20 protein-coding genes are annotated in these 24,555 nt (G+C 45.6%); 12 read left to right on the top strand and 8 right to left on the bottom strand.

Annotated elements, in window-relative coordinates; genetic code table 11:
* Positions 1-183 precede the first annotated feature (183 nt).
* The gene (locus tag PG915_RS19005; RefSeq protein ID WP_353499971.1) at positions 184-843 is read right to left on the bottom strand and encodes a hypothetical protein; all 660 of its coding nucleotides are present in this window, start codon (positions 841-843) and stop codon (positions 184-186) included.
* Between the two features lie 134 nt (positions 844-977).
* Between PG915_RS19005 and PG915_RS19000 the strand changes: the two genes are divergently transcribed.
* From PG915_RS19000 to PG915_RS18990, 3 genes are all read left to right on the top strand, one after another.
* Positions 978-1,505, top strand: a complete 528-nt coding sequence (locus PG915_RS19000; protein WP_353499970.1) for a DNA mismatch repair protein — start codon at positions 978-980, stop codon at positions 1,503-1,505.
* Between the two features lie 40 nt (positions 1,506-1,545).
* Positions 1,546-2,427 carry a LysR family transcriptional regulator gene (locus PG915_RS18995; RefSeq protein ID WP_353499969.1) on the top strand — a complete coding sequence of 294 codons (882 nt, stop codon included), beginning with the start codon at positions 1,546-1,548 and terminating at the stop codon, positions 2,425-2,427.
* 126 nt (positions 2,428-2,553) lie between these two features.
* Positions 2,554-3,645, top strand: a complete 1,092-nt coding sequence (locus tag PG915_RS18990; RefSeq protein ID WP_353499968.1) for an alkene reductase — start codon at positions 2,554-2,556, stop codon at positions 3,643-3,645.
* A gap of 38 nt (positions 3,646-3,683) precedes the next feature.
* Here PG915_RS18990 and PG915_RS18985 read toward each other — a convergent pair whose 3' ends face one another.
* The 4 genes from PG915_RS18985 to PG915_RS18970 form a co-directional block, all read right to left on the bottom strand.
* On the bottom strand, positions 3,684-4,730 hold the full coding sequence (locus PG915_RS18985; protein WP_353499967.1) for a S66 family peptidase: 1,047 nt from the start codon (positions 4,728-4,730) through the stop codon (positions 3,684-3,686).
* Between the two features lie 117 nt (positions 4,731-4,847).
* On the bottom strand, positions 4,848-6,887 hold the full coding sequence (locus PG915_RS18980) for a heparinase II/III domain-containing protein (protein ID WP_353499966.1): 2,040 nt from the start codon (positions 6,885-6,887) through the stop codon (positions 4,848-4,850).
* Positions 6,884-8,317 carry a glucuronate isomerase gene (uxaC, locus tag PG915_RS18975; protein ID WP_353499965.1) on the bottom strand — a complete coding sequence of 478 codons (1,434 nt, stop codon included), beginning with the start codon at positions 8,315-8,317 and terminating at the stop codon, positions 6,884-6,886. The genes PG915_RS18980 and uxaC overlap by 4 nt, the downstream gene beginning before the upstream one ends.
* Positions 8,318-8,412: 95 nt before the next feature.
* Positions 8,413-10,179, bottom strand: a complete 1,767-nt coding sequence (locus PG915_RS18970) for a sodium:solute symporter family protein (protein WP_353499964.1) — start codon at positions 10,177-10,179, stop codon at positions 8,413-8,415.
* A 592-nt stretch (positions 10,180-10,771) separates the two neighbouring features.
* Between PG915_RS18970 and PG915_RS18965 the strand changes: the two genes are divergently transcribed.
* The 5 genes from PG915_RS18965 to PG915_RS18945 all read left to right on the top strand — a co-directional run bounded on the left by PG915_RS18965 (position 10,772) and on the right by PG915_RS18945 (position 18,386).
* Positions 10,772-12,538, top strand: a complete 1,767-nt coding sequence (locus PG915_RS18965; RefSeq protein ID WP_353499963.1) for a sodium:solute symporter family protein — start codon at positions 10,772-10,774, stop codon at positions 12,536-12,538.
* 112 nt (positions 12,539-12,650) lie between these two features.
* Positions 12,651-14,645 carry a glycosyl hydrolase family 28-related protein gene (locus PG915_RS18960; RefSeq protein ID WP_353500165.1) on the top strand — a complete coding sequence of 665 codons (1,995 nt, stop codon included), beginning with the start codon at positions 12,651-12,653 and terminating at the stop codon, positions 14,643-14,645.
* A 208-nt stretch (positions 14,646-14,853) separates the two neighbouring features.
* Positions 14,854-16,035 (top strand): alginate lyase family protein, encoded by a 1,182-nt coding sequence (locus tag PG915_RS18955; RefSeq protein WP_353499962.1) that lies wholly within the window; start codon positions 14,854-14,856, stop codon positions 16,033-16,035.
* A 13-nt stretch (positions 16,036-16,048) separates the two neighbouring features.
* Entirely contained in the window at positions 16,049-16,723 is a 675-nt protein-coding gene (locus PG915_RS18950; protein WP_353499961.1) for an oligogalacturonate-specific porin KdgM family protein, read from the top strand.
* Between the two features lie 73 nt (positions 16,724-16,796).
* Positions 16,797-18,386, top strand: coding sequence for a methyl-accepting chemotaxis protein (locus tag PG915_RS18945; RefSeq protein WP_353499960.1), 1,590 nt, complete (start codon positions 16,797-16,799; stop codon positions 18,384-18,386).
* Positions 18,387-18,405: 19 nt separating this feature from the next.
* Here the strand turns inward: PG915_RS18945 and PG915_RS18940 are convergent, their stop codons facing one another.
* From PG915_RS18940 to kdgR, 3 genes are all read right to left on the bottom strand, one after another.
* Complete coding sequence (locus PG915_RS18940) at positions 18,406-19,125, bottom strand: exonuclease domain-containing protein (protein WP_353499959.1); 720 nt, start codon at positions 19,123-19,125, stop codon at positions 18,406-18,408.
* 1 nt (position 19,126) lies between these two features.
* Complete coding sequence (locus PG915_RS18935; protein ID WP_353499958.1) at positions 19,127-20,995, bottom strand: DUF294 nucleotidyltransferase-like domain-containing protein; 1,869 nt, start codon at positions 20,993-20,995, stop codon at positions 19,127-19,129.
* Positions 20,996-21,082: 87 nt separating this feature from the next.
* Positions 21,083-21,865: a DNA-binding transcriptional regulator KdgR gene (kdgR, locus tag PG915_RS18930; RefSeq protein WP_353499957.1), complete on the bottom strand. Its 783-nt coding sequence runs from the start codon at positions 21,863-21,865 to the stop codon at positions 21,083-21,085.
* Between the two features lie 258 nt (positions 21,866-22,123).
* Here kdgR and kduD point away from each other — a divergent pair, with 258 nt between their 5' ends.
* The 4 genes from kduD to PG915_RS18910 are packed head-to-tail and all read left to right on the top strand — an operon-like array spanning position 22,124 to position 24,431.
* A complete protein-coding gene (kduD, locus tag PG915_RS18925) occupies positions 22,124-22,885 on the top strand; it encodes a 2-dehydro-3-deoxy-D-gluconate 5-dehydrogenase KduD (protein WP_268678337.1) in 762 nt (253 codons plus the stop codon).
* Positions 22,886-22,900: 15 nt separating this feature from the next.
* Positions 22,901-23,425: a YgjV family protein gene (locus PG915_RS18920; protein WP_353499956.1), complete on the top strand. Its 525-nt coding sequence runs from the start codon at positions 22,901-22,903 to the stop codon at positions 23,423-23,425.
* A 10-nt stretch (positions 23,426-23,435) separates the two neighbouring features.
* Positions 23,436-23,756 (top strand): cupin domain-containing protein, encoded by a 321-nt coding sequence (locus PG915_RS18915; RefSeq protein WP_353499955.1) that lies wholly within the window; start codon positions 23,436-23,438, stop codon positions 23,754-23,756.
* A gap of 39 nt (positions 23,757-23,795) precedes the next feature.
* Positions 23,796-24,431, top strand: a complete 636-nt coding sequence (locus tag PG915_RS18910; protein WP_112477805.1) for an RpiB/LacA/LacB family sugar-phosphate isomerase — start codon at positions 23,796-23,798, stop codon at positions 24,429-24,431.
* Positions 24,432-24,555 lie beyond the last annotated feature (124 nt).

Raw genomic sequence — 24,555 nt, 5'->3', positions numbered from 1 at the left:
ACCGAGATTCTTGTCCACACTCAATAGACTTAACTCAATAAACGATTCAAAGGCTGGCTAAGGGGAATGCAAATCACTATTTTTGCTATGGCAGGGCTTATCGTCTCAAACCTCGTGTACCTTTCTTTTGATAAGCTTTGGTATTGCAGCGATGATTACTTTCCACTTCTCGATGATAAGAAGCTAAAAACCAGTCGAGTACTTAGCCTCAATCTCGGCAATTTTCTTTTCTATATCTTTAAGTTGCTGTTTGAGGCGAATAAGCTCAGCCTTGTCTTTTGGGGTGACGGTGAGCTTAATCGTTCCAACCCCGCAAGCGTCTCTAGTGGCTTGGCTAAATCGGGTAAACCCAGAGAGCGATACCGAGTATTCAATAAACTGACTTTGGTCTTTGTTGGAGGCTCGAATATCGACAGTACTGCCTTCCTTACTCTGTAATATCAGTCGATTGATCAGCGCTAAGTTTTGCTTGTCGGCTCTCACAAATCCAGACTCTTTGCTGTTTGAGAACAATTGCCCCTCAAAAGCCAGCGGTTTGTTATTGTCGACTTTAAATACCAAATCCACTTTGGCGTTTTCTTCATCCAAGTCTTGAGCAAGACCGAAGGTGATGAGCAACTTCGAGCGATCATCGCAGCGAATACCGTATGTGGTAAATTTATCTTCAACCAGATCACCAAACCCCCACACCCTGTGGGTTTCGATGCGGTCAAATTTATCAATATTGTGCTCGTTGAACCAGCTTGCGCTAGCTGCGAAAGGGGTAGAAGCAACAATAATCAACAGTAGTTGATAAAGGGTCAGTTGGTACATTTTTACTTGATGCATAGACACTTGATACATGGCCACTCGGTTGGTCTCACTCTGAGAAATCTCAGTAACACTGTTATAAGGTTAGGTACCTGATTGATTTTATGCCAGTTGTGTGACGAATCACGATTGTTGCCTACACTGAATAAAAACAGAGGGAGATAAGGATGACACGAGCATTACTGCCGCCAGCTTGGGTGATGGTCTCTATTGGTCTTATCCTTAACGTGATGGCGATTGTGCTTTCGAGCCAAGTACTGGACAGAATGTCGAGTGATATTGCTTTAATACAAGAACGTAAAGAGGCAAATCTGTATTCGATGCAGCTTGCGTGGAACCAAGTAGAAACTCTGGAAAGAAAGCGCGAAGCATTGCTTCTGCACCTTGATGGTGATGATATTGATACTGATATTTCGGATATGTTGAGAGGGCACCTATCTCAATGGGTGACCGCTCAAGTTCCGCCGATTCATCGTAAGCACCTGCCTGAATTGATGGCTATGATTAATAGCGCGCAAGATACGCAAAGGGATTTGATTGATGGGCTCTATCTAGACAATTTGGAGCTCTCAGAAACGTTAGCAAGCGTCGAAGAAGACATGGCGTATTACAAAAACATCGCAGTGTTTCTGCAAATTCTCGGACTGGCGTTGATTTTAGCCCGTGATCTTTCTCGCCGATCATTGCCAAATTGATATACTCTAAGGCATCGCTTTTGCAATTTATGAAATAAACATGCTTACTCGTTCTGATGATCTGGAAATATTACTCTCTGTTGTCGATAGTGGTGGTTTTTCTGCTGCGGCAGAGGTGCTCGACATTCAAGTTGCGAAGGTGTCTCGCAGTGTGAGTAAGCTTGAGACCCAACTTGGGGTGACGCTTTTAAACCGTACCACTCGCCGTATTGAACTCACCGACGAAGGTCGTCAGTTTGTCGAGGGTGTCCGTGAAGGACTGCGTATTCTTCAGCAGACCGAAGAGGAGATTGTGGCTAGAGGTGAGCTGCCAAAAGGGCGATTGAGAGTGGATGCTGCAAGTCCATTTGTACTGCATCAACTGGTGCCACTTATCGCTGAGTTTAATAAAGACTATCCAGATATTGAGCTTGAGCTCACCTCCAACGAAGGGTTTGTTGATTTGCTTGAGAAGCGCACCGATGTTGCGATTCGTATTGGTAAATTAACTGACTCAACGCTGCATGCGAAACCGCTAGGAAAGAGCCTGTTGTATCTCGTCGCATCACCCGATTACCTTGCCCAGCGTGGCTACCCCAAATCGGCTGCTGATTTGAGTACGCATAGTTTAATCGGCTTTGTCGGTGCGAAGGTACTTAACCAATGGCCACTACCCGGCAACCCAACGATTCAGCCAAGCATGGTGTCGAGTAACGGTGAGACGGTGCGCCAGTTGACTCTTGCGGGGAACGGGATTGCGTGTATGTCGGGCTTTATGGTCAAACAAGATATTGAAGAAGGGCGCTTGGTGCCACTTCTTGAGTCAGAAAAACTCACTACGACGGGTCGCGAGCAAGTCAATGCGGTCTATTACCGCTCGTCGTCGGTTGCGCGCCGCATTACTGCGTTTATTGAGTTTATCCAGCCTAGGCTATCGCTGTAGTCGTTATTTCCTTCTTTGCTCCGCTGGCTTTTGCATTTTTGACAAAAGCCATTTGTGATTATTGCTCTCAATCTAGAGGTCACTCGTCGCTAAAATGTCCCCATTACGATATTGAGGGCATACGACATGATCTTTTCTAATTTTAACTACGGCCAACTTGAGCTAAGCAATCGCATCGCGATGGCACCGATGACCCGTTCTCGCACCACTCAACCGGGTGATGTGCCGAATGACATGATGGCGACTTACTACGCACAGCGCGCGAATGCAGGTCTTATCATCACTGAAGGTGCGCCGATCTCGGCCATTGGTCGTGGTTACTCGATGACCCCGGGTATCTATACCCAAGCGCACATCGATGGTTGGAAAAAAGTCACGAAAGCGATCCACGACCAAGGCAGCAAAGTATTCATTCAGCTTTGGCACGTAGGTCGTCGTAGCCATGAATCCATCACGGGTGAACAGGTTTTGTCTGCGTCGGCGATTAAAGAAGCTGACCAAGTATTCGGTCCGCTACCAGAAGGTGGCTTCGGTATGATTGAAACTGGCGAACCTCGTGCAATGACTGAGCAAGATATTCAGCAAACTATTACCGATTATGTGCAAGCCGCGAAAAACGCGATTGAAGCGGGCTTCGACGGTATTGAAATCCATGCAGCGCACGGTTACTTGCTTGATCAGTTTATGCGACTTTCTAGCAACCAACGTACTGACCAATATGGTGGTTCTCAAGAAAACCGTATCCGTTTACTCGTTGAAGTGATGCAAACGGTGGTGAATGAAATCGGTGGTGATAAAGTCGCGATTCGTGTTTCGCCACACGTCATGGAAGGCTTTGCCGAAGAAGATCCAGAGATTGTCGAAGTGGTGAAAAAGGCACTTGTTGCGCTGGCTCCAACGAATCTTGCTTATGTGCATTTCTCTGAAAATATCTCGCGTTATGTTGAAGCGCCAGAGTCTTTCCGTAAAGAGGTGCGCGACATTTACCCGAACCCAATTATGATTGCAGGCAAGTTGACGAAAGAGAGTGCTACTGTTCTGCTTGAAAAGAACTACGCCGACCTTGTGGCATTTGGCACACCGTATGTGACCAATCCAGATCTTGTGGCGCGTTTCAAAAACAACTGGCCACTGGCTGAGTTTGATGCCGATGCAAGGCTGAGCTTGTATGGCGGTGATGAGAAAGGGTATATCGATTATCCAGAATACAGCGCTTAAACGTGTTTAGAGCCTCTTTGTGAGGCTCTTTTGCTATTTTATGGTGCTAAAGTCTGGGTAATTGAGCCAATGTGTTCCTCTGACTTGGCGCTAAGCGATACGGATGCCAGTGCCCCATTGATTAGCGTTAAGTTAGGCGGCTTGTGGCCAATATCGAGATCAATCATTACTGGAATAGGGAGATCGCCGAGGTATTGTCTTAGACACTCGTAATAGCTGAGGCGATTCGAATCGGTTTCATCTGGTGCTGCACTACGGCCGATAAGTAAGCCGTTAATGCATTCAAAGACGCCGCGATATTCCATGCTTAGAATGCTTCTAGCCACTTCCGTTGGCGGCATTTCTGCATTCTCTAAGTAAAGAATAAGACCCTCAGGCTCGCGTTCTGACATCGCTTTAAGATCGAGGTACTCCGTGCCAAAAAGATGTGAGAGAGTATCCCAGCACCCGCCAATGAGTCGCCCTTGAATAGTGTCCCCGTGGGAAGGCTTTGTCAGCCATTTCCAACATGTTTTTGTGTCTAGCTCAAGGCCAGATTCCGGAGCGTTTACGAAGTCAGGCCAACAACTCGCATAGTGCTCAAGCGCCTCTTGAGTGAAATTGCCTCCACTCGGCGTTGCAAAATGTTGAAGCGTACTTGAAGTGAGAGGATCGATAGCATTGGGCGCGAGATCCATCAGGTTTGAACAATGCCCAGTTGCCCAGCCAAGTTTGCAAGCAAAGGTCGCCGATATTGTGCTGACATCGGAAAATCCCAGAATCCATTTAGGGCGAGCCAGCTTGAGTCTTTCAAAATCAATCAGCGGCAGTAGCTCCATCGCAATCTCGCCGCCCCAAGGTGGGTAGATCGCATCAATGCTGTCATCAAGTAGCATCGACATCAGTTCTTCGGCTCTTTGTTTTGCCGAGCCACTGACATGTTTTCCTTGGTCGTATAAGCAGTCTCCAACCACTATGTTAAAGCCCTGCGACTTGAGGTGATTGGTGACGCATTCAAAACGAGCATTGTGTTTGGGTGAAATACCGGATGAGAATGCGGTGATACCGAAGGTACTGCCTTTGGTTAGAGGGTTGGGGTATTTCATTGATGGCTCCAGCTTAGATGTATTAAAAACCAGAGTAGCGATTTTGTGTATTGGTCACAAATAGTTAGCGGGTTTTCTAGGATGAAGCCAGCTCTCGTTAAAGAGCTGGCCTTAGTATTACTCGCTGAGTGCTAAATTGTCGCTTTCAGGCTGCCAACTGCGAGTTCGCAAAGAATGAGAATGTAAGTTGTAGGTGATTGTGGTTTTGTTGCCACTTTGGTTGATACTGAATGTAATTTCGGTGTCGCTCCAAGAGACGTCCTCAAGTAGAAGCTCTCCATTTTCCGATAGGTCGTGAAGTACCATGGTGTTTAATGCGGTCGCATTGGAGCGAATCAAGGTGTATGCAAGGTTTGATGTTGCTGGGTTATCTGGCGCTTCACCAATCAAGACATCGCACGACGAACTGAACACCATCTTCTGGTTAAATGGTGTTTGTCCTTCAATTGCATAGCGATGGGAGTGTGCTGAAACCGAACTTAACTGACGTGTATTTGTCATCCGGTTCAGTGCGCCCGGCAGCGGGTTGGAGCAATTGTTAAAGCCATCCGTGTCGGTGTGCTCACCACGAATGTGGTAGGTCAAATCCAACTGTTGCTGATGTGGGTTGGCAATCAGGTTTGCTTCTACATACGCTTCTCCAACACAGAACAAGACACGTCGGAACATAATGTTCTGATAGGCCTTGCTATCCCACTGCTCGATAGTGTGACTATCTACTTCTGCTGGCGGTTGGTTCCAATCGGCAAGCGTATCTATGACTTTGCAAATAGGTGAGTCAGAGAAGTGAAGCAACGTAGGGTCGATTGGCGATTGGTTCTGTTGATTCACAACGAGGGTGTTATGCGTGGCGGTATTCTTGTAATAGCCGTAATGCAGCTCTGCGCCATATCCGGTGGTGCCGAGATCGGGCAGGATCTCTTTGCCATTGCGAACAATGATCAAGCCTAATCGATCGTAGTGATCGTGTTCGCCACCATATGGGCTGTGCTTGAGAAGCAGTGAATGATCATTGATTTGGTCGTAATGAATTGTCACGCCCGCCTGAGCTGTGTGGATAGATTGACATTGCAGTGGTGCACCATCTGGAAGTTCATCCACACCGTAAAGTAGTGCATCGATGTTATCCCTAGAGATATTTTGATAGATGCTGGTTAGAACACTCGCAAACTCATCACAAGGGTACTGCGCGTAGGCAAACTCAAACAGATGTGAATGTGTAATGCGTTCTTGGCCAGCAATACAGTCATTAAGACGCGGGAAGTCACCGGTATTCAGCACCAAGTTAAGTGGGAACTTGAGCATCTTCAGAAAGTTAGGGTTAGAGCTTACAGAATGAGGCGTCGAGTAGGCGATCTTTTCAAAGTTCAACAACGCCTGTAAGGCATAGTAATGATAGTGAATCGAGCCTTCAAACCACATTCCTTCTTCTGAACAGCCGTGGTTTAGCTGATAGTGGATACCGTAGTCAGTATTCAGAGCAAAATCGATGTAGCGGCTTTCTTCCAAGATAAGCCCAATCACACCAATCGTGGCGTTGATTTTCATCTCATGGTTGTGGAGCTGATCAGTTCGGTACTTCATCAAAAACTCAGCCCCTTCGCGAAGTAGGCGCTGTTCGATATACGACTGCTCGTCTGGCGTCAGTTGCTCACGAACAAAGTCATAACCGCGAGCAAGATCTAAGTGACAGTTTGCCTCGCATAGGGTTTGCGCATTGGCTTTACCTGGGACGTTGTAAGGGATACCACCATGGACTTCGTAATCCGGATAGTATTTAGCGGATTGAAGTAGGATGTCTTTTACCTTATCGAAGAAACGTTGTTCACCGGTTAGATTCCACAGCAAGCCTAGATCGTAGCACGCTTTTGCATTCAGGCCATTTAGCCATCGCCACCAAGCGCCGTCATAAGGTTCCCCTGTGAACTCTTTGCCGTCAACAGGGCAGCAGTGCGAGAGGGGCTTTTCACGATCCCACGTTAGGCGGACGCCATGTTCAGGGCAAAAGTAATAGAGGTTCCAAGTCGCACGGCCATCAGGCGGAACCAAGGTGTCACTATTAAGCACAACACGATTGTCGTCGATAAGTTGGGCGATGGTTTGCTCAGAGGCGTGCTGTTTGATGGATTGAATTTGTTGTTCGCTAAACTGGATCATTGAGCATCTCCTGTGAGTTTAGATTGAGGAAAATTAAAGTAGCGCTCTGCGTTGTAATAACAGATGTTTTCGATGGTTTCTTTGAGCAGACCGTCACTACTTGGAAGCTCGCCATTTTCAACCCATGATGCGAGTTGGTTGCAGAGTACACGGCGGAAATACTCGTGACGACTCATGGAAAATACGTTGCGAGAGTCGGTTAACATACCGATGAATCGACCCAATGCGCCCAAGTTCTTTAATGTGGTCAGCTGCGCTTCCATGCCGTCTTTATGGTCGTTAAACCACCATGCCGCGCCAAATTGGATTTTTCCAGCGGCGGAGTCACTGTCTTGAAAAGCGCCAGCAATACAACTGAGTAACGCATTGTGATTCGGATTGATGCTGTAGAGCACTGTCTTCGGTAGCTGGTTGGTTAAGTCTAATTGACTGAGAAGCTGGGTTAGATTTTCGGCAATGAGGCGATCATTCATCACGCTAAACCCAGTACCACCGCCAAGCTCCTGTTTTCTGCGCTCGTTGACATTCACCAGCACACCAATGTGGAGCTGCATTGCCCAGCCACGGTTGTGATAGTGTTGACCCAGTTGGTTGAACAGATAAGAGCTAAGCTGTGTGGTTTCGGTATCTTTGAGGACTTGCCCGGATAGCAGCTTCTCAAACAGTTGTTGAGCTGCTTTGTGTGAGCAAGGAACAAAATTTACCTGAGTGAGCCCAATATCGGACAATCGGCAGCCTGCGGTATGAAATGCTTCGATTCGCTTTGAAATCGCGTTGAGGAAGTCATTGATGGAGGCAATATGAAGAGCGGTGATTGTGCTCAGTTTATCAATCATACTGCGAAAAGCACTTGGCGAGCCAAAGGCAAATAGGTCGTCTGCTCTGAAAGTCGGGAGTACTTCAACGTCAAAATCGGACTCGGCAATCAGTTTGTGATAGCCAAGATCGGAGAGCGGCGAGTCTGTCGTGCAAAGGGTGGTGACGTTGCACTGCTTCAACACACTTTGGGTCGTGAGTCTTGATGTAGCAAGCTCGGCTTCACAGTGCGACCAGATAGCATCGCAATTGTCTGGGTTTAATAGGTGTGAGCAGTTGAAGAATCGCTCCAGCTCTAGGTGAGACCACTGATAAAGCGGGTTTCCGAGCAGATAAGTAGCCGTTTGACACCACTTTTCGAACTTTTCCTTATCGGACGCTTCGCCTGTTATGTAATGTTCTTCAATCCCATTGCTGCGCATCGCTCGCCATAAATAGTGATCACTATGCAGCCAGCATTCAGCGATGTTCTCCGCACGATGATTTTCCCATATCTGTTTTGCATCTAGGTGATTGTGATAATCAATAATCGGCATAGCTTTGGCGTAGTCATGGAACAAGCGGCGAGCCAAATCTGAGGTTAAAAGAAAATCGTCGTGGATGTATTGGTTCATGGGTTTGATCTCGAAATACTTTTTTAAAACGTAGTGGTGACTAGTGGATTGCTAAACGCAAAATAGGGGCTGGTGGCCAGCCCCTTGTCACTACGTTAACTCTGAGTTTGCAGGTTAAGTACTTTGGTTTCCTTGGCGCTTTTTAGCAGCAAAGCACCTACGGTCAGTACCACGCCGCCACAGAACAAGAATGCCATGCGACCCCAGAATGGATTTGGTATCAGTACCATAGTGGTAACCAGCACACCGAAGATCAAGATTAGCTTACCAAGCATGCTGCGCTGTTGGCGATCGACTGCATCTTGTCCTTCTTCCTCGATGACAGGCGTTGCAACGTCAGTCCAAAACTCGTTGAGTTCCGTTTTACGCTCGCCTTGTGGCTCTTTGTAGAACTTAGTGGTTAGGCAGAAGAAACCGCCAGTGAATACAAGGTGGCCGATGATGCCATTCATTACCATCAAGTCTGATGCCTCACGACTAGTGAAGCCGCCCTCGATACCTAGAAGGTTTGCGATAACATCTGGTGTGATGACAAAACTCACCATGTAAGAGACCACCATACCGACAGCTAGCGTAGCCCAAGCTGCCCAATCCGGCGTCTTCTTAATGAACATGCCAAAGAAAAGCGGTACTAGGATAGGCATTTGTAGCAATGTACTTACGTACATCATGGCATCAAATAGGCTCAATCCACGGAGTGAGTTGATGAATAAAGCAACTGCGATAATCAGCGCGCCAAACACCATAGTGACGCCTTGGCTTACACGCATCAGTTTTTTCTCAGATGCATTCTTGTTGATGATTGGGCTGTAGAAGTTACGAACAAATACCCCTGCGTTACGGTTTAGACCTGAGTCCATTGAAGACATGGTCGCGGCAAATACAGCAGACATAAGTAAGCCAACCATACCCACTGGCATAACTCGCTCAACGAACACGAGATAAACGGCATCAGCGGCTTTACCGCCAAGAGCGTCAGCGTGTGCAAGTGCTGCATCAGGGTAAAGGACTGCTGTTACCCATGGCGGCATAAACCAAATAGCAGGACCAATCAGCATAAGAGCAAACGCAAGCAGCGCTGCTTTACGCGCATTGGTTGAGTCCTTTGCAGTCAAGAACCTGTAAGAATCTTGCATATTGTTAATGTTTTGAAGCTGCTTAACAAACATGAAGATGAACCAAGCGACGAACAGTAGCGGGTAGTTCATGTTCGGCCCCATAACAGAGTCTGCTGGGAACTGCTCAATTAAGTTACTTGGACCTCCAATCTTGATGAGAGCTGCAACCGCACACACGACCGTCACCGCCATGATCACGACCATTTGCACAAAGTCCGACGCAACCACACCCCAAGAACCACCGATCACGGAAATAAATAGAACAATCAGGCCGGTGATGACGATGGTCGTTTCGATGTCGACATTGAACACGGCACTAACAAACAGCGCTAGACCGTTTAGCCAAATACCGGTGTAAACGATGCTGGTTGGCATCGTTGCCCATGTAAATACCTGTTCATTTGTCGTACCAAAGCGGCGACGAACCCCTTCTACTGGTGTCACAACACGCATTTGACGGAAACGGTAGGAGAAAAACAGCCAAGACAGCAAAAAGCCAAATGCGTTGGCCATGAAAATGACCATAATAGGGAAGCCATCGGTAAAGGCTTTACCTGCTGCCCCAGTGAATGTCCAAGCACTAAACTGGGTCATGAAGGCTGTTGAGCCCACCATCCACCACAGCATTTTGCCGCCCCCGCGAAAGTAATCACTGGTGGAGCTACCTGCTAGACGCTTGAATATGACACCTACAGCGATCATGAAGACGAAGTAGACACCGACAACAACAATGTCAATATTCATTACACTTACCTCTAAAATGAAATTACTTAAATCAAAAATTAAAACACTGGTTCATTATTGCTTTAAGTGTGTCTCTATTGCCAAAAAACTGTGCGTTTTTGTGATGAATGAAACGGTTTTTCATTTTTTTAGTTCGTGGGTGATGTTTTGAATGTTGGATTTTGCTCTTCGTAGGGTCTTCTCTTCTCATAAGTCGCTAAAGTCACAGTGTGTTTGAGGTGTTCAACAGCAAAAGTTCATTAATCCGTAACGTTGTAATACATATCGTTTGACGTTTTTGTGGGCCTGCGCCTATTCAAGATTTGGAAGCCTTCAGTGGCGTTGATTCTGAGGGGACACTCATCTAACAAAGCGAGTACAAGTGCCCCAATGGCCATTAGTTTGACCTACCTGTAACTATATCAGTAACTATCTTTCACCCCTTCTGCACATTCTTTGATCGCGTTAACACAAAACTACTTCGTCAGACATAATTAGTTACATAGGTCACATAATGGCCGGAATGATCTTTATAAAAACAGTATTTGCCAAATAATGAAACGGAGTTTTAAAAAATTAATCTTAGAAAAATAAAGTGTAAAAGGAGTTCAGAATGAATGTCGATATGCTCGTCGTGGGCGTTTACTTTATCTTTATGATAGCGATAGGCGTGATCTTTAAACGTTTCGCGGGTAGTTCTACCAGTGACTACTTTAGAGGCGGCGGTAAAATGCTCTGGTGGATGGTGGGTTCAACAGCCTTCATGACCCAGTTTAGTGCGTGGACTTTTACTGGAGCCGCAGGTAAAGCTTTTACCGATGGCTTCCCAATTATGGTTGTATTTATGGCCAACGCATTTGGTTTCCTGCTTTCTTGGTTATTTTTTTCGTACCGTTTCCGCCAAATGCGTGTAGTAACACCGATTGAAGGCGTTCGTCGTCGCTTTGGTGCTACAAACGAGCAGGTATTTACTTGGGCGACTATGCCAACCAGCATCGTTTACACCGGTATTTGGTTGAATGGTTTGGCACTGTTTGTTAGCGCGGTATTCAAAGTAGATATCGAGACAACCATTGTTGTCACCGGTCTAATCGTTCTGTTTATCTCTGTTATCGGCGGGGCTTGGGGTGTTGTAGCATCCGATTTCGTTCAGATGGTGGTCATCATGGCGGTAACGGTCGTGTGTGCGGTTGCAGCCCTGATTAAGATTGGTGGTCCAACCAACCTTATCGAGCAGTTCCCGGCAGATTCGATCATGGGTTCAAACATGAACTACCCACTGCTGTTCGTGGCATGGTTCATCTTCATGTTTGTTAAGCAGCTCCAAAACATCAACAACATGCAAGACTCTTATCGCTTTCTGACGGCTAAAGATTCGACCAATGCGCGCAAAGCAGCATTACTTGCATTTGTTCTTATGCTGATTGGTCCAGCGATTTGGTTCCTACCGCCTTGGGTAACGGCAGTCATGTACCCAGACGCAGCAACTGTTCACGCAGCAGAACTGGGTAGCAAAGCAGCGGATGCGGTTTACTTGGTATTCGTTGAGAATGCAATGCCAGTTGGTATGGTTGGTCTGCTTATGTCAGCGGTATTTGCGGCAACCATGTCTTCAATGGACTCAGGCCTTAACCGTAACTCTGGTGTCTTTGTTCGCAACTTCTATGCGCCAATCCTGGATAAAAATGCTGACGACAAGAAACTGATGCGCGTGAGCCAAATCGTCACTATGTGTTTCGGTGGTCTGATTATTCTCGTTGCACTGTTCATCAACTCGCTTCGAGGATTGAGCCTATTTGATGCCATGATGTACGTTAGTACATTGCTGCAGATGCCAATTCTGGTACCACTGTTCTTCGGTATCTTCATTAAGAAGACGCCAGATTGGGCCGCATGGGCAACACTGGCCGTCGGTATCGTAGTGTCTTATCTTGTTAGCTTTGTGATTACTGCAGATGTGGTAGCAAACTGGCTGAACTTAGACACGCCATTTACAGGCCGTGAAGCGAAAGACCTTAAGGTTCTGCTAGGCATCATGGGTCACCTATTTATTACTGGCGGTTTCTTCTGCCTAACAACTCGATTCTACAAAGAACCTGCTGGCGAGCGAGAGTCTGAACTCACTGAGTTCTGGAATGATGTCGCGACGCCAGTAGTAGAGGAAGAAGGTCAAGATGAGCTAGATCGTCAACAGCGCAACATGCTAGGTAAACTGATTCTTGTCTTCGGTGTTCTAGTGACTCTGATGGTGCTGATCCCGAATCCATTCTGGGGACGTATGGCCTTTGTCTTCTGTGGTGCGGTTATTGTTACGGTAGGTAGTTTACTTCTCAAGAGTGCAAAGCAAGCAGATAAACTAGCAGCCAGCACCGCCACTTAGCCTTTTAATACCCCTATTGAGGAGCTACGCAGTTCACAGTAGCTTCTCTTTTTTTAAAACCACCAATCAAGAAATAAATCTATAAACACGGAAGGGAGATCCAAACGTGAAAATGAACGTGAACACACTTGCCATACTTATTCCTCTAACCCTATATAGCGCCTCTGGTCTTTCTGCTCCAGGATATAAACAAGGCGCAGTGTTACCTACGACATTTCAAAATACTATCTACGCAGTTGAACACGGTGTCATCGCCGATGATGGCATTGATGATTCTGCTGCGCTACAAGCCATCATCGACCACGAGGTTAACGCTTCTACGAGTAACAATACGGTGATAGTACTGCCAAAGGGTACTATCAACCTTAGTGATGAAATCCATATCGACAAGTCAGGGCTGGTTATCAAGGGAGCGGGAAGCGATCCTGCTACGGGGACTGAAATTGTCGTCAAGTCTTGGTCACCTTATGGTGTGGATGCGAGCAATGCGCCTGACTTTGATAAGAAATACTGGCCTGGTTTTGGCGTATTTCGTGTCGAAACTCGAGAGAAGCATGTTAAAGAACCTGCTTACGAAGGGAGCGTCAACTTTCACTGGAAACACAGTATTGAGTTTGCACAACCTGCAAAAATGGGTGACACCACTATTTTCTTAGAATCCGGAAAGGCTGGTGAGTTTAGTCAAGGAGATCTTATTTATGTCGGTGCCGCTAGTGACAAAGCATTTTTGGATAAAGGGCAAGTACCAGAATCGAGAAGAAGCGGTAGTCATATAAAAACCGGTCACATGCGTACACAGATTTTTAAAGTGGCGGCGGTGAATACTGGCAACAATACTGTCACCCTTGATGGCGCTTTGGAGTTCGATATCCCGCTAAACAATGAGAGTGGTTATAACAGCCGAGTTATGCCAATCAGTGCGGTAGAAAACTTTGGCCTGCAAGACTTCTTCCTGATTATGGATACAAAAGGCAGTCATTGTGAAGGCTACAACCGCAACCAATTTTCGGCTAGTAACCCCAATGGCGTCTTGTATCGATATGAGAATGTATGTGCACAAGATGCAATTCACGGCATCATTCTCAAGTGGGCATACAACGGCTGGGTTGATAATGTCCATATCGACATGATTGGCTCACACCCTATTGTTAGTGAGTTTGCTAAAGCGGTAACTATCTCCAATAACATGATTGACGGGTCGTGGAATAAAGGTGCTGGTGGCAATGGGTATGTTCGTGGCTCTAAGCTATACAACAGCTGGATTCATAATAACGATATTCGCAACATTCGACACCTAGCCCTCCAGTGGTCTGCGACCGGAAATGTTGTTGAGAACAATACACTCAATGTTGATATGAACTTCCATGGGGGCTGGGAGCGCAACAACTTAGTTCGTTATAATGACATTGCCGTACCGTATGAGCATCGCAGTTGGTCAAATGGGACGCCAGAGTCGGGAGCAACCTGGCAACCCATTTGGGTTGGGTCGGGCGACCATGCAAGTAAGTGGTCAGGGCCAACCGGACCAAACAATGTTCTAGTTAACAATACGCTGAAGAAGGCAAAGAACTCGGGTGCCAGTATTACTCGCTGGGGGCTGTTTGATGAGCCTGATGTAGAGTATGCGCTCAATTGGGATGGAAGCAATTACCAGCATCTCAATATTAATGGAGAGCCAATAGCAACTTGGAATCAAACATTGGCAGAGGGCGTGCATCAACAGATACCAACCTCTGGTGTCACTGTTGCTGGAGGTTCTTGGCCTCCAGAGGGGGTTGACCCAGAAGAGCCGGTTGAGCCCGTTGATCCACCCGTATCTGAAGGGTGTGATGCCGTAGCCCAATACAGTTGGGGGCAGAAAATGGAGTTGGATCTATCCCAAGCAGCCTGTTTAGCGATTGATAGAGATCTCACAGGGAAAACCGTACAAGTATGGGATAGTGATGCAAATAGTAACTGTGATTTCAGGGGGACGTTATCCAGTGTTGATGGCAGCGGTTCAATTAGCGTGACATCAAACTATGTGAGCGGTAACACTCTCTCAGGCAAGTTAGTGAAATTTAGTGCAAGAAATAACTGTCAGTATGTGAAATTTAGATCTTATTAGGTTTTATTTATCTAAAGTAATATAAATCATGGGGTTCTTTTGGAGCCCTTTTTTTATTTATATTGGCCAAAATTAACGTGGTGTTGGTAATTTTGATTGAAATCACAATTATCACTTTTTCTATGTGCGCTACCTAATAAGATGATCTCGATCTTACTTTTGAACCGATGTTTCAATTAACATAAGTTCAGTTCTAATAAGGAGATTAATGATGATTAGTAAAAGTATGATTGCTATTTCCCTCGCTCTATCCTGGGGAGCAGTAGCGGGTAATGTCGACTTTATTTCATATGATTCATCGGCGCTTGAATATAACAAGCAACATCTAACGATGAAACAAGGTTCTATAGATACATTAGTTGCAAAAGCAGATAAGGCGCTTAATGCCGCAATAGATCCGGTGACGAATAAAACTCTATTACCAGCCAGTGGTGACAAACACGATTATTTTAGCTTTGGCCCATACTGGTGGCCGAACCCAGATACTGAAGATGGCTTACCCTATGTGCGCCGTGATGGTGAATATAATATGGCCACTAAAAGCGCAGCGACGGACAAACAGCGTTTTATCCGCTTTGCCAAAGACGTGACAGACCTGAGTCTCGCCTATTACTTCACGGATAATCAAGCATATGCAGACAAAGCGAAAGCTCAGCTTAGCGCATGGTTTGTTGATCCAAAAACACGAATGAACCCTAACCTCAACCATGCTCAAGCAATCCCTGGAATTGTTGATGGGCGTGGTATTGGCATTATTGATAGTCGCTTACTTATCCCAGTGCTGGATAGTATCAACATCTTGCAAGAGCAACTGGATCCAAAAGACTATCAGGCCATGGTTGTTTGGTTTAGTGAATTTAACCAATGGCTTCTAACCAGTAATCATGGTTTCGAAGAGGATAATTGGCACAACAATCATGGTACGTGGTATGACGCACAAGTGGCTGCTTTTGCCATTTTTGTCGGGCAAGAAGATATTGCAAAGCAGCGCTTGAGAATCACGCAAATGCGCCGAATCGGCAGTCAATTTGATATGAATGGTCGTCAACACGGAGAGTTAGAACGGACTCGCCCTTGGCATTATTCAAACTTTAACCTAGAAGCCTACAGTCATCTTGGTCACTTTGGAGACAAGCTTGGCATCGACGTTTGGAATTATGAAGTTGATAAGCACTCTTTAGCAAAAGGTTATCAATATATCGCTAAACATGCTAATCAACCTGATAAGTGGCAATACAAAGAATTAAAAGGCTTTGATGGTTCCAAAGCCTATGTGAATTTGCTTTATGCGCAGAAAGCATATGGTGAGTCGGTATTTACCAACGCTATTTCTGAGCTGAGTAAAGAAAAAGTAAATAGCAAAAAAGTTGCAAATCTACTATTCAAATAAAAGGAATTAAACTGTGTCTAAGGTCTATAAAATAGCTACAACTGCGGTTGTGGCATTGCTTGCTAGTGCCTCTATTTCTGCGGCATCTCTCGATTTTCGTCAAGAATATAAACACGAAAGTGAAACATACGCTAGTCGCGTGAAGCTTGGGGCTGGCGTTGGGAATATGTATTTTGGCGTTGAAGCGATGCAGAAGGGGAAACCATTTTCAGAATGGCAATCGAAAGGCAATGAATTCGACTTCGGCTACAAATACAAAATTGATGATCATTGGATGCTTATACCAGGTATGCCAATTACGTTCTTCCCAGGTCACGTGACTTATAAGCCTCAGCTTCGTGCTCAGTACTCTTTTGATTCAGGGTTTGTTACTAAGCTTCGCTATCGGCATGAGTTCCGTAATTTCTCTGATGATCGTTCTTCTGAACAGAAGAGTAAAGTCACGGCTAACCTTGACTACAAATACAATGGTTTTCAGTTTGGTCTAGAGGCGAACTATGAGAAAGGTTTGGATGATCAAGTGTTATTCGACAACGGTGACACCAACTGGGATGCAGTATTCAAACTTGGCTACAAAGGCGAAGACTGGAGTTGGCGCCCATATGTTGAGTTCGCCAATGTTTCGGTATCGAGCTCTTCAAGCGATCGTCAGCTACGAAGCCGTATCGGCATTACTTATAGCTTCTAGACGTATGCTGTAATTGATTGTCTGTATGGCCACGCTAGATTGTTAGTGTGGCCATTTTTTATAGTGAGGGATCATGACATTGATAAAAAAGGGCGCACTGCTGCTGATTACAGCGATGTTGGGTATCGCGTTGATTGTGTTTGTAAGTTTGGATTCCATAAAAACATCTTTAGTCGAAACCAAAAAGCATGAGGTAGCATCGTTACTCTCGTTTGCAAAGAAACAAGCATCGGATGCCATCAAGCAAAGCCGCTCCCCGGAAGAGGCTGAGCAACGCGTCATTGCAGCGTTGTCTACCTACCGTTTGGGCAACGCTTACATTTGGGCTAATGACCACAATGCTATCGCCCGCGTGCATGTGCGTGGCGACAAACTTGGGGCGTTCCAAAGCTCTTATGCTAGGCATGTAAACCTGCTGAAGGATAAAGCGTTCAACTATGTTGTCGGCGAGGTGAGTAAGCCAAACTCGTCGGAAAAGGTGACCAAGGTGAGTGCGATTACCATGATCCCAGAGCTGAAGTGGGTGATGGGGCTGGGGATATACATGGACGATGTTGAAGAGAGTTATCAGCAGCTTGTGACACGCCTTTTGATCTATAGCAGCGGTATCTTAGTGGTGATATTGCTGATAAGCGGTCTCATTGCGCGTAGTATTTATCGGTCTGTAGGCGGTGAGCCGAGTGTCGTTGTTTCGTTAACCAAGCGTATAGCAGATGGGCACTTATCTCAGCCTGTTACACAGTCTGTACCACAAGGCAGTATTTTGGAGTCGGTTCGCCAGATGCAGGCTTCATTGAAGCGGTTTGTCGATAAAATCAGTTCGGTTTCGGTGATGATCAACCAGTCTACCGATAGCCTAGATCGCAATATCGGCGCGACGACGGAAAGCTTAGGTCAAATCCGTTCGATTTCAGATGACACTCTCAACTCTATGAAGGCTCTCGAACTTAGTATCGAGGAAATCAATATAGGTATTGATAAGGCACAATCGAATAGCTTTCAGTCTCAATCATTGTCGGAGGAGGGAGCCGAGGCGATTCAATCCATGGACGGCTCGGTGGAGGACATTCGTACTAGCCTAGATGGTTCGCTGCACAGTTTTGGTCTTTTAGAAGCCAAATACGAGCAGATAACAGGGGTTGTTGAGGTGATCCAAGGTATCGCTGAACAGACTAACTTGTTGGCGCTCAACGCAGCCATAGAAGCCGCGAGAGCGGGCGAACAAGGGCGTGGTTTTGCTGTGGTCGCTGATGAGGTTCGAAGCCTAGCGGCTAGGACATCTGATGCAACGGTGGAAATATCTAAAATGAGTGAGCATATCTTGTCGGAGTCTGAACATGTTTCCAATGACTTGAGAGGGCTACTCGAAAAAATCTCGCAAAGCGAGGCCAAATCTGAACAGGTTGGTGTGATTTTCAGTCAAGTTAAGCAAGGTGCGAGTGATGTTCAGAGTATTGTAGCTGATTTAAAACAGTCGACGAAAAATGAGTTGGCCATTTCTGAGCAGGTTTATCTATACATTGAGCAACTGCTCAAAGTTCAAGAAGCAAACTTGAATCGAATTGAGCAGTTTTCATTGAGCTCCATTGAACTCAAGCGGTTATCTGACGACCTACAATCTAACAGCCATGGATTTGAAAAAGAGCGTGTAGTGGCACGTTAAAAAACAGCTGCGTTGTATTTTAAGGTCGATAAATTACCTCACTGAGCGGACGATGGCAGAGCTTTAGCCTTTTGACTTGTGCTAAAAATAGCTCTGCACATCCTAGTGCATCACTGGCCGCTGAGTGAGCGTAATAATCTGGTAAATTATAATGTTGCCGTAGGTCATCGAGTTGAAAGCTGGAATGTCCTCGATTTTTCCCTAAGTAGCTAAATCGTTTCTCAAGCAGCAATGTGTCTACCATGTAACAAGGTAGCTTTTCAATTTGGTAGCACCTTTTGAGATATGACGACAAAAAGCCATACTCAATACCTGCGCTATGGGCAATGATGGTTTTACCCCGAAGATGTTCGATCAATCGATCGAGCGCAAGCTCAGCATCAACGCCTTGTTCTCGAACTTGGGTTGGCATAATTTCATGAACGACGGCGCTTTCTGGGCGAATAGTCACATCTTGTCGCAAAATCACTTCATTGACACTGGTTAAATCAATTTCTTCGTAGTTTAACTCCACCGTTCCAATAGACAGGATCCTATCAGAGTCTGGTTCTAGCCCCGTCGTTTCAAAATCTAGGGCGACAAATTGTTGCTCGGACACTGGGCGCTGTGCGTTAGGGAGAGGATAGGCAAAGTAATGCTCTAGTGCATGAGAAGGCCAGTGTTTAGCCTGCATGGATTGGTGCAGAGCTTCGATGTTATCGCCTTTAGAGAAGAGCTTTTGTAGGGTTTTGGCCAACATATTAGAACCCGCTTACAAATTTGAGTTTAGCGACATCCTGCAACTCACTAATGATCTTGAACGCGTCTTTTAGGTGCTTACGTTCAAAACTGCTGAACTCATCAGGGCGGATGTTGTTGTCTGGGGTATCGCCACGCACTTGGGCGTTGAGTTGGTGTCTAAACCTAACCTGCATCAGAAAACGGTAAGCGCCAATGATGTTATCGCAGCTGTCTTGAGACAATGTACCTTGCTCGACGGCATATCGAAAACGCTCTTCAGTTCCTGTTAAAGAGCCTCCGGCGGCTAGGCTGTATATGCGAGCGAGATCGATAATAAGGTTCAGAGCAAACTTTTTGATGTTGAGTGACTTGGTATTGTTGCCACTTTTCTCTAGAACTAGGCTGTTAAAAATACCAAGTGGTGGTGAGGTTTCGATGGCATCGCGTGTCAATGCTGGGATAAATCGAGGGTTTGCATGAATAGTCTGGTGTAGGTGGTTTTGAAGCGTATCGACAAGTTCCGCATTGCCGTAGACGCAGCGTATCTCCATGAAGACACTGATACTGAGCAGTTTGTTGTATTCAGGACTGGCCACCCATTTCGTATAGTAGTCCTTCCAGCGACCTACGTTCTGGTTCCATTTGGCTGTAGCGGCCATGTATTTACCGCTGCATAAAGGGTAGCCAACGGCGGCGAGTCCATTACATACGCGCATAGCAAAGTAAGCGAAGTAGAACCGGTCACTCTCGGTTGCATCTTCTGCGAGAACCAAAGCATTGTCTTGATCCGACAGCATGTGCACTTCGTTTCTCGCATGGGAGCCAGCAACCATCCATGCATAGTCACATGGTGGTGGCCCGAGCACCTCTTCGGTTAGTTGGATTATTCGCCTATTGAACGCATCCATGATCATCGACATGACCTGTCCATGAATCTCGGCACTCACGCCACTTTCTACTAAGGCTTGGAAAATGGTTTCCTTTTCATCTCGAAGATTTGCAAGGGCAGTTATCGAGTTCGCATACTTGATCTTTTCAATCAAAAATAGTGACTGAGTTCGATGGTTGTGAACTAAGTGAGTGGTAGTCAATAAGCCCTTTACTTCGTGATTGGCAATGACAGGTAGACAGCGAATGTTGTACTGCAGCATAAGTGAAATCGCTTGAATTACTTTGTCTTCGCTGTTTATCAAGATTGGATTGCGAGTCATGACTTCATGTATCGGTCGATGGGTATCCACCTCTTGGGCAACAACATGTTGTGTCATATCTCGGTCTGTGACTAAGCCAACAATTTCACGTTCTTTTAGTACGACAGCACATGAACTGCGGCGTTTGCCACACATGCCTTTGGCGACATCAATGATTGAGTCGTTATAGTCAGAGACTGTGATATTTTCGCTAGCTACTTCACCAACAGTACGAAAAAACAGGCTTTTGTCTTCTTTATTGACGATCGAGCGTATCGCAGAGTGTAAACGTGTTTTGGCCGTAGCCGCAAAGTAGTCTTTGATCTCGGGGTGCTGTTCGCACGTTTCTTGGATGTTGGCGTGCGGTATGAGATAAAGCAGCGAGTCTTCAATCGCTTCTGCTCGATAGCCATCTTCAGCTTCTTTAAGCGGCTCTAGGAAAGTGAATCCAAATTGATCTTCCTCTCCAAGGCGAGCTCGTAACTTATTGATCTGGGTTCGCTGCTCAATAGCACCTTTTCGAATCACATAGAGGTAACGTTTCTCGCACATGGAATGAAATTCAATACTTTCTCCCTTGGCGAGGTATTTGACGGTCACCGCGCTGGCCAATGATTCAACGACGGGTTTTGGAAGAAGATCGAAAGGGTCGAGATGAATCAAGAAATCAAGAATATTGTTTGAAGCTGAGGTTCCCATGTTAATCCCTTAAATGAAATGGCGTTTCAATAAAATATCTGATGGCAAAAAAAGCAGCACGTGTGCTGCTTTTCTTCTTTATCAATGTCAAATAGGGTACTTATGGTAGCCTAAATGCTCAGAGACGTTACGTCCTGCTGTATGAAGAAGAGCGATATACTCTTGTTTACGGCTTTCCTCGAATCGAATAGTAGGGAATGAAACTGAGATAGCCGCAATAGGAGCGCCAAATCGGTCGTAAACCGGAACCGCAATACAGCGTAGTCCTGGCTCTTGCTCTTCATTGTCTTCACCAAAGTGTTGCTCACGAACGAGGTTCAACTCTTTAAGCAACTGGTCTACGTTTTCGTGCGTATGTTGCGTGTGTTTCTTAAACTCAACGTCAGCCAATAGATTTCGCACTTCCTGCTCATCCATATGAGACATGAGTACTTTACCAATTGCCGTGCTGTAAAGCGGATTGCGGCGACCGATGCGTGAGTGCATACGCAGATGGTAACTAGAGTCAATTTTGTGCAGGTAGATAATGGAATCTTCGTCAATGGAGCCTAGGTGAACAGTCTCATTGATTATCTTAGAGATTTTTGCCATCTCAGTATTGGCAAGGTCAATAAGATCGACATGCTCTAAAGCCTTTGAACCTAGCTCAAACAATTTTAATGTCAGTGCGTATTTATCGGCTTCCCCTTCCTGCTCAACAAAACCGAGTGTCTTCATCGTTTGCAAAAAGCGATAGGTTGTCGCTTTGGACATCATCAAACGTTGAGAGAGCTCTGATACACCGATTTCTTTTTGATCAGCCAGCGCTGAGAGAATGTTAAATACTTTTAGTACTGACGATACGGCTTCTGGTTGAGTTGATTTTTCCATTTCACGCTCTGAGTCATTTTCAATAGTTGCAGATTATACCTGACATACTTGAGTGAGTCAGTAGTTTCGAAAAGGCTTTTCATTAATTTAAAACCAGTATGTGAGACGACCGTCACATTCAAGAGAACTAAATTAAAAAAATAAAACGCAATTTCAAAAATAACTTTAAGGTGTGTCATTTTTTGTGTAATGTAGATTTCAACAGAGTGAACACCCCCTTTATTTGTTCACCACACATTTATTACAAAGGAACAGACTATGATTCTTGATTCGTTTAGCCTTGAAGGCAAAGTAGCAGTAGTAACTGGTTGTGATACTGGCCTTGGTCAAGGTATGGCTCTTGGACTTGCTAAAGCAGGTTGCGACATCGTTGGTGTTAACATTGTTGAACCGTCAGAAACGATTGCGATGATGGCGGAGACAGGTCGTAAGTTTATTGATATTCGCGCCAACTTAATGAAGCTAGACGACATTCCAGGCATCGTTGATCGAGCTGTTACTGAGTTGGGTCGCATTGACATCTTGGTAAACAATGCAGGCATCATTCGTCGCAATGACGCCATCGACTTCTCAGAGCAAGATTGGGATGACGTGATGAATATCAATATTAAGTCGGTGTTCTTTATGTCACAAGCGGTTGCAAAACAATTTATTGCTCAAGGCCAAGGCGGAAAAATCATCAACGTGGCTTCAATGCTGTCATTCCAAGGTGGTATTCGCGTACCGTCTTACACCGCTTCAAAGAGTGGTGTGATGGGAGTGACTCGCTTGATGGCCAACGAGTGGGCAAAAGAAGGCATCAATGTTAATGCGATTGCACCAGGTTACATGGCGACAAACAACACAGCAGCGCTTCGCGCCGATGAGAAGCGTAACGCTGAAATTCTAGAGCGAATTCCGGCTGACCGTTGGGGCACGCCTGAAGACTTAGCTGGCCCATGTGTATTCTTGGCATCGAAAGCATCTGACTATATCAATGGCTACACTATTGCCGTTGATGGTGGTTGGCTGTCTCGTTAACTGGATTGAGAGAAGATGATTGACCTATTTTCTGTCGGTCAGGCATTGGGTTTTTTGAGTTTTGGGTTAGGAATCTCCACCTTTTACCAAAAAGATGACAGGCAGCTCAAAATTTCGATGTTGGCTTTTAATATCAATCATCTTCTCCACTTTTTATTACTAGGTTCAACCGTTTCAGCTGCCGCCGCGGGACTGTCGGCAGCCAGAACGTTGGCGTCGATACACACTCGCTCCAAACTTGTGGCGGTGTTTTTCATTGTTGTTGCTGGTGGCTTTGGGTACTGGATTGCTGATGGTATAGGGCAATTGTGGTCAATATTTGGCACTGTGATTGGAACATTTTCTATGTTTGTTCTCAGCGGTGTGGCAATGCGTATTGGCTTTTTGCTGGGCGCCACATGTTGGCTTATCAACAACATACTGGTTGGCTCAATTGGTGGCACGTTACTGGAAGCGACGATTATAGTGACGAACCTAGTGACCATTTATCGTTTACGTAAATCAAGTGATTTAGTGGTTAGCAAATCACAAACACAATAGGCTTTTACACATGTTCGTATTTAACAAAGATATACAGTTAGAAGATTTAGGTGAAGGTGTAAGTCGCAAGGTACTTGCACACAACGACAACATGATGTCGGTTGAAGTCCACTTTGAGAAAGGTGCGGTTGGTGCTATGCACTCTCATCCTCATGAGCAGCTAACATATGTACTGTCAGGTGCTTTTGAGTTTACGATTGGTGAGGAAAAGCACATCGTCAAGGCGGGCGACACTATGTATAAGCAGCCAGATATTGAACACGGCTGTGTGTGTGTTGAAGCGGGTGTGTTAATTGATACGTTCACACCAATGCGCAAAGATTTTGTTTAAGATTTAACTATTGACGAACCTTTTCGTCGGGGAATTACTATGAAAATTGCACTAATGATGGAAAACAGCCAAGCACCTAAGAATGCTATGGTTGCAGCGGAACTGAACTCTGTAGCAGGTGGCCTAGGTCACGACGTATACAACGTTGGTATGACAGATGAAAACGACCATCACCTGACTTACATTCACCTTGGTATCATGGCGAGCATTCTTTTGAATTCAAAAGCAGTGGACTTTGTCGTTACTGGTTGTGGCACAGGCCAAGGCGCGTTGATGGCAAGCAACCTTCACCCTGGCGTGGTATGCGGTTACTGCCTAGAACCCTCTGATGCATTCCTTTTCAACCAAATCAACAATGGTAATGCTATTTCATTGGCCTTTGCGAAAGGCTTTGGCTGGGCTGGTGAGCTGAACGTTCGTTACATTTTCGAAAAGGCATTTACTGGTGCTCGCGGCGAAGGCTACCCAGTTGAGCGAGTTGTACCTCAGCAGCAAAACGCTGCGATCCTTAATGATGTTAAGGCTGCTGTTTGCAAAGACGTTGTAGCGTCACTAAAAGCGATTGATCAAGATCTCGTTAAGCAAGCTGTTGGCAGCGCTCAGTTCCAAGAGTGTTTCTTTGCAAATTGCCAAGTGACTGAGATTGCTGAATACGTTCGCACTTTGATTGACTAGTTTGATTTGATTCCAAGTAACCTCAGAACTCCTTGAATCCTTGTCTCTGGGGTTACTTTTATCAAACATTGCACCACCTAGTAACTATTTTATTATTTGTTTTGATGTCCATATCGGGATTTCT

The sequence above is a fragment of the Vibrio sp. CB1-14 genome (assembly GCF_040412085.2).
Lineage (GTDB): Bacteria > Pseudomonadota > Gammaproteobacteria > Enterobacterales > Vibrionaceae > Vibrio > Vibrio chaetopteri.
Note: the sequence above shows the minus strand (reverse complement) of the source record. Positions and strands in the feature narration are given on the sequence as shown.

What these genes read in the sequence shown, in the direction of transcription:
- PG915_RS19005 (WP_353499971.1), bottom strand. Translation starts at nt 843, where the DNA reads ATGTATCAAGTGTCTATGCATCAAGTAAAAATGTACCAACTGACCCTT.
- PG915_RS19000 (WP_353499970.1), top strand. Translation starts at nt 978, where the DNA reads ATGACACGAGCATTACTGCCGCCAGCTTGGGTGATGGTCTCTATTGGT.
- PG915_RS18995 (WP_353499969.1), top strand. Translation starts at nt 1,546, where the DNA reads ATGCTTACTCGTTCTGATGATCTGGAAATATTACTCTCTGTTGTCGAT.
- PG915_RS18990 (WP_353499968.1), top strand. Translation starts at nt 2,554, where the DNA reads ATGATCTTTTCTAATTTTAACTACGGCCAACTTGAGCTAAGCAATCGC.
- PG915_RS18985 (WP_353499967.1), bottom strand. Translation starts at nt 4,730, where the DNA reads ATGAAATACCCCAACCCTCTAACCAAAGGCAGTACCTTCGGTATCACC.
- PG915_RS18980 (WP_353499966.1), bottom strand. Translation starts at nt 6,887, where the DNA reads ATGATCCAGTTTAGCGAACAACAAATTCAATCCATCAAACAGCACGCC.
- uxaC (WP_353499965.1), bottom strand. Translation starts at nt 8,317, where the DNA reads ATGAACCAATACATCCACGACGATTTTCTTTTAACCTCAGATTTGGCT.
- PG915_RS18970 (WP_353499964.1), bottom strand. Translation starts at nt 10,179, where the DNA reads ATGAATATTGACATTGTTGTTGTCGGTGTCTACTTCGTCTTCATGATC.
- PG915_RS18965 (WP_353499963.1), top strand. Translation starts at nt 10,772, where the DNA reads ATGAATGTCGATATGCTCGTCGTGGGCGTTTACTTTATCTTTATGATA.
- PG915_RS18960 (WP_353500165.1), top strand. Translation starts at nt 12,651, where the DNA reads ATGAACGTGAACACACTTGCCATACTTATTCCTCTAACCCTATATAGC.
- PG915_RS18955 (WP_353499962.1), top strand. Translation starts at nt 14,854, where the DNA reads ATGATGATTAGTAAAAGTATGATTGCTATTTCCCTCGCTCTATCCTGG.
- PG915_RS18945 (WP_353499960.1), top strand. Translation starts at nt 16,797, where the DNA reads ATGACATTGATAAAAAAGGGCGCACTGCTGCTGATTACAGCGATGTTG.
- PG915_RS18940 (WP_353499959.1), bottom strand. Translation starts at nt 19,125, where the DNA reads ATGTTGGCCAAAACCCTACAAAAGCTCTTCTCTAAAGGCGATAACATC.
- PG915_RS18935 (WP_353499958.1), bottom strand. Translation starts at nt 20,995, where the DNA reads ATGGGAACCTCAGCTTCAAACAATATTCTTGATTTCTTGATTCATCTC.
- kdgR (WP_353499957.1), bottom strand. Translation starts at nt 21,865, where the DNA reads ATGGAAAAATCAACTCAACCAGAAGCCGTATCGTCAGTACTAAAAGTA.
- kduD (WP_268678337.1), top strand. Translation starts at nt 22,124, where the DNA reads ATGATTCTTGATTCGTTTAGCCTTGAAGGCAAAGTAGCAGTAGTAACT.
- PG915_RS18920 (WP_353499956.1), top strand. Translation starts at nt 22,901, where the DNA reads ATGATTGACCTATTTTCTGTCGGTCAGGCATTGGGTTTTTTGAGTTTT.
- PG915_RS18915 (WP_353499955.1), top strand. Translation starts at nt 23,436, where the DNA reads ATGTTCGTATTTAACAAAGATATACAGTTAGAAGATTTAGGTGAAGGT.
- PG915_RS18910 (WP_112477805.1), top strand. Translation starts at nt 23,796, where the DNA reads ATGAAAATTGCACTAATGATGGAAAACAGCCAAGCACCTAAGAATGCT.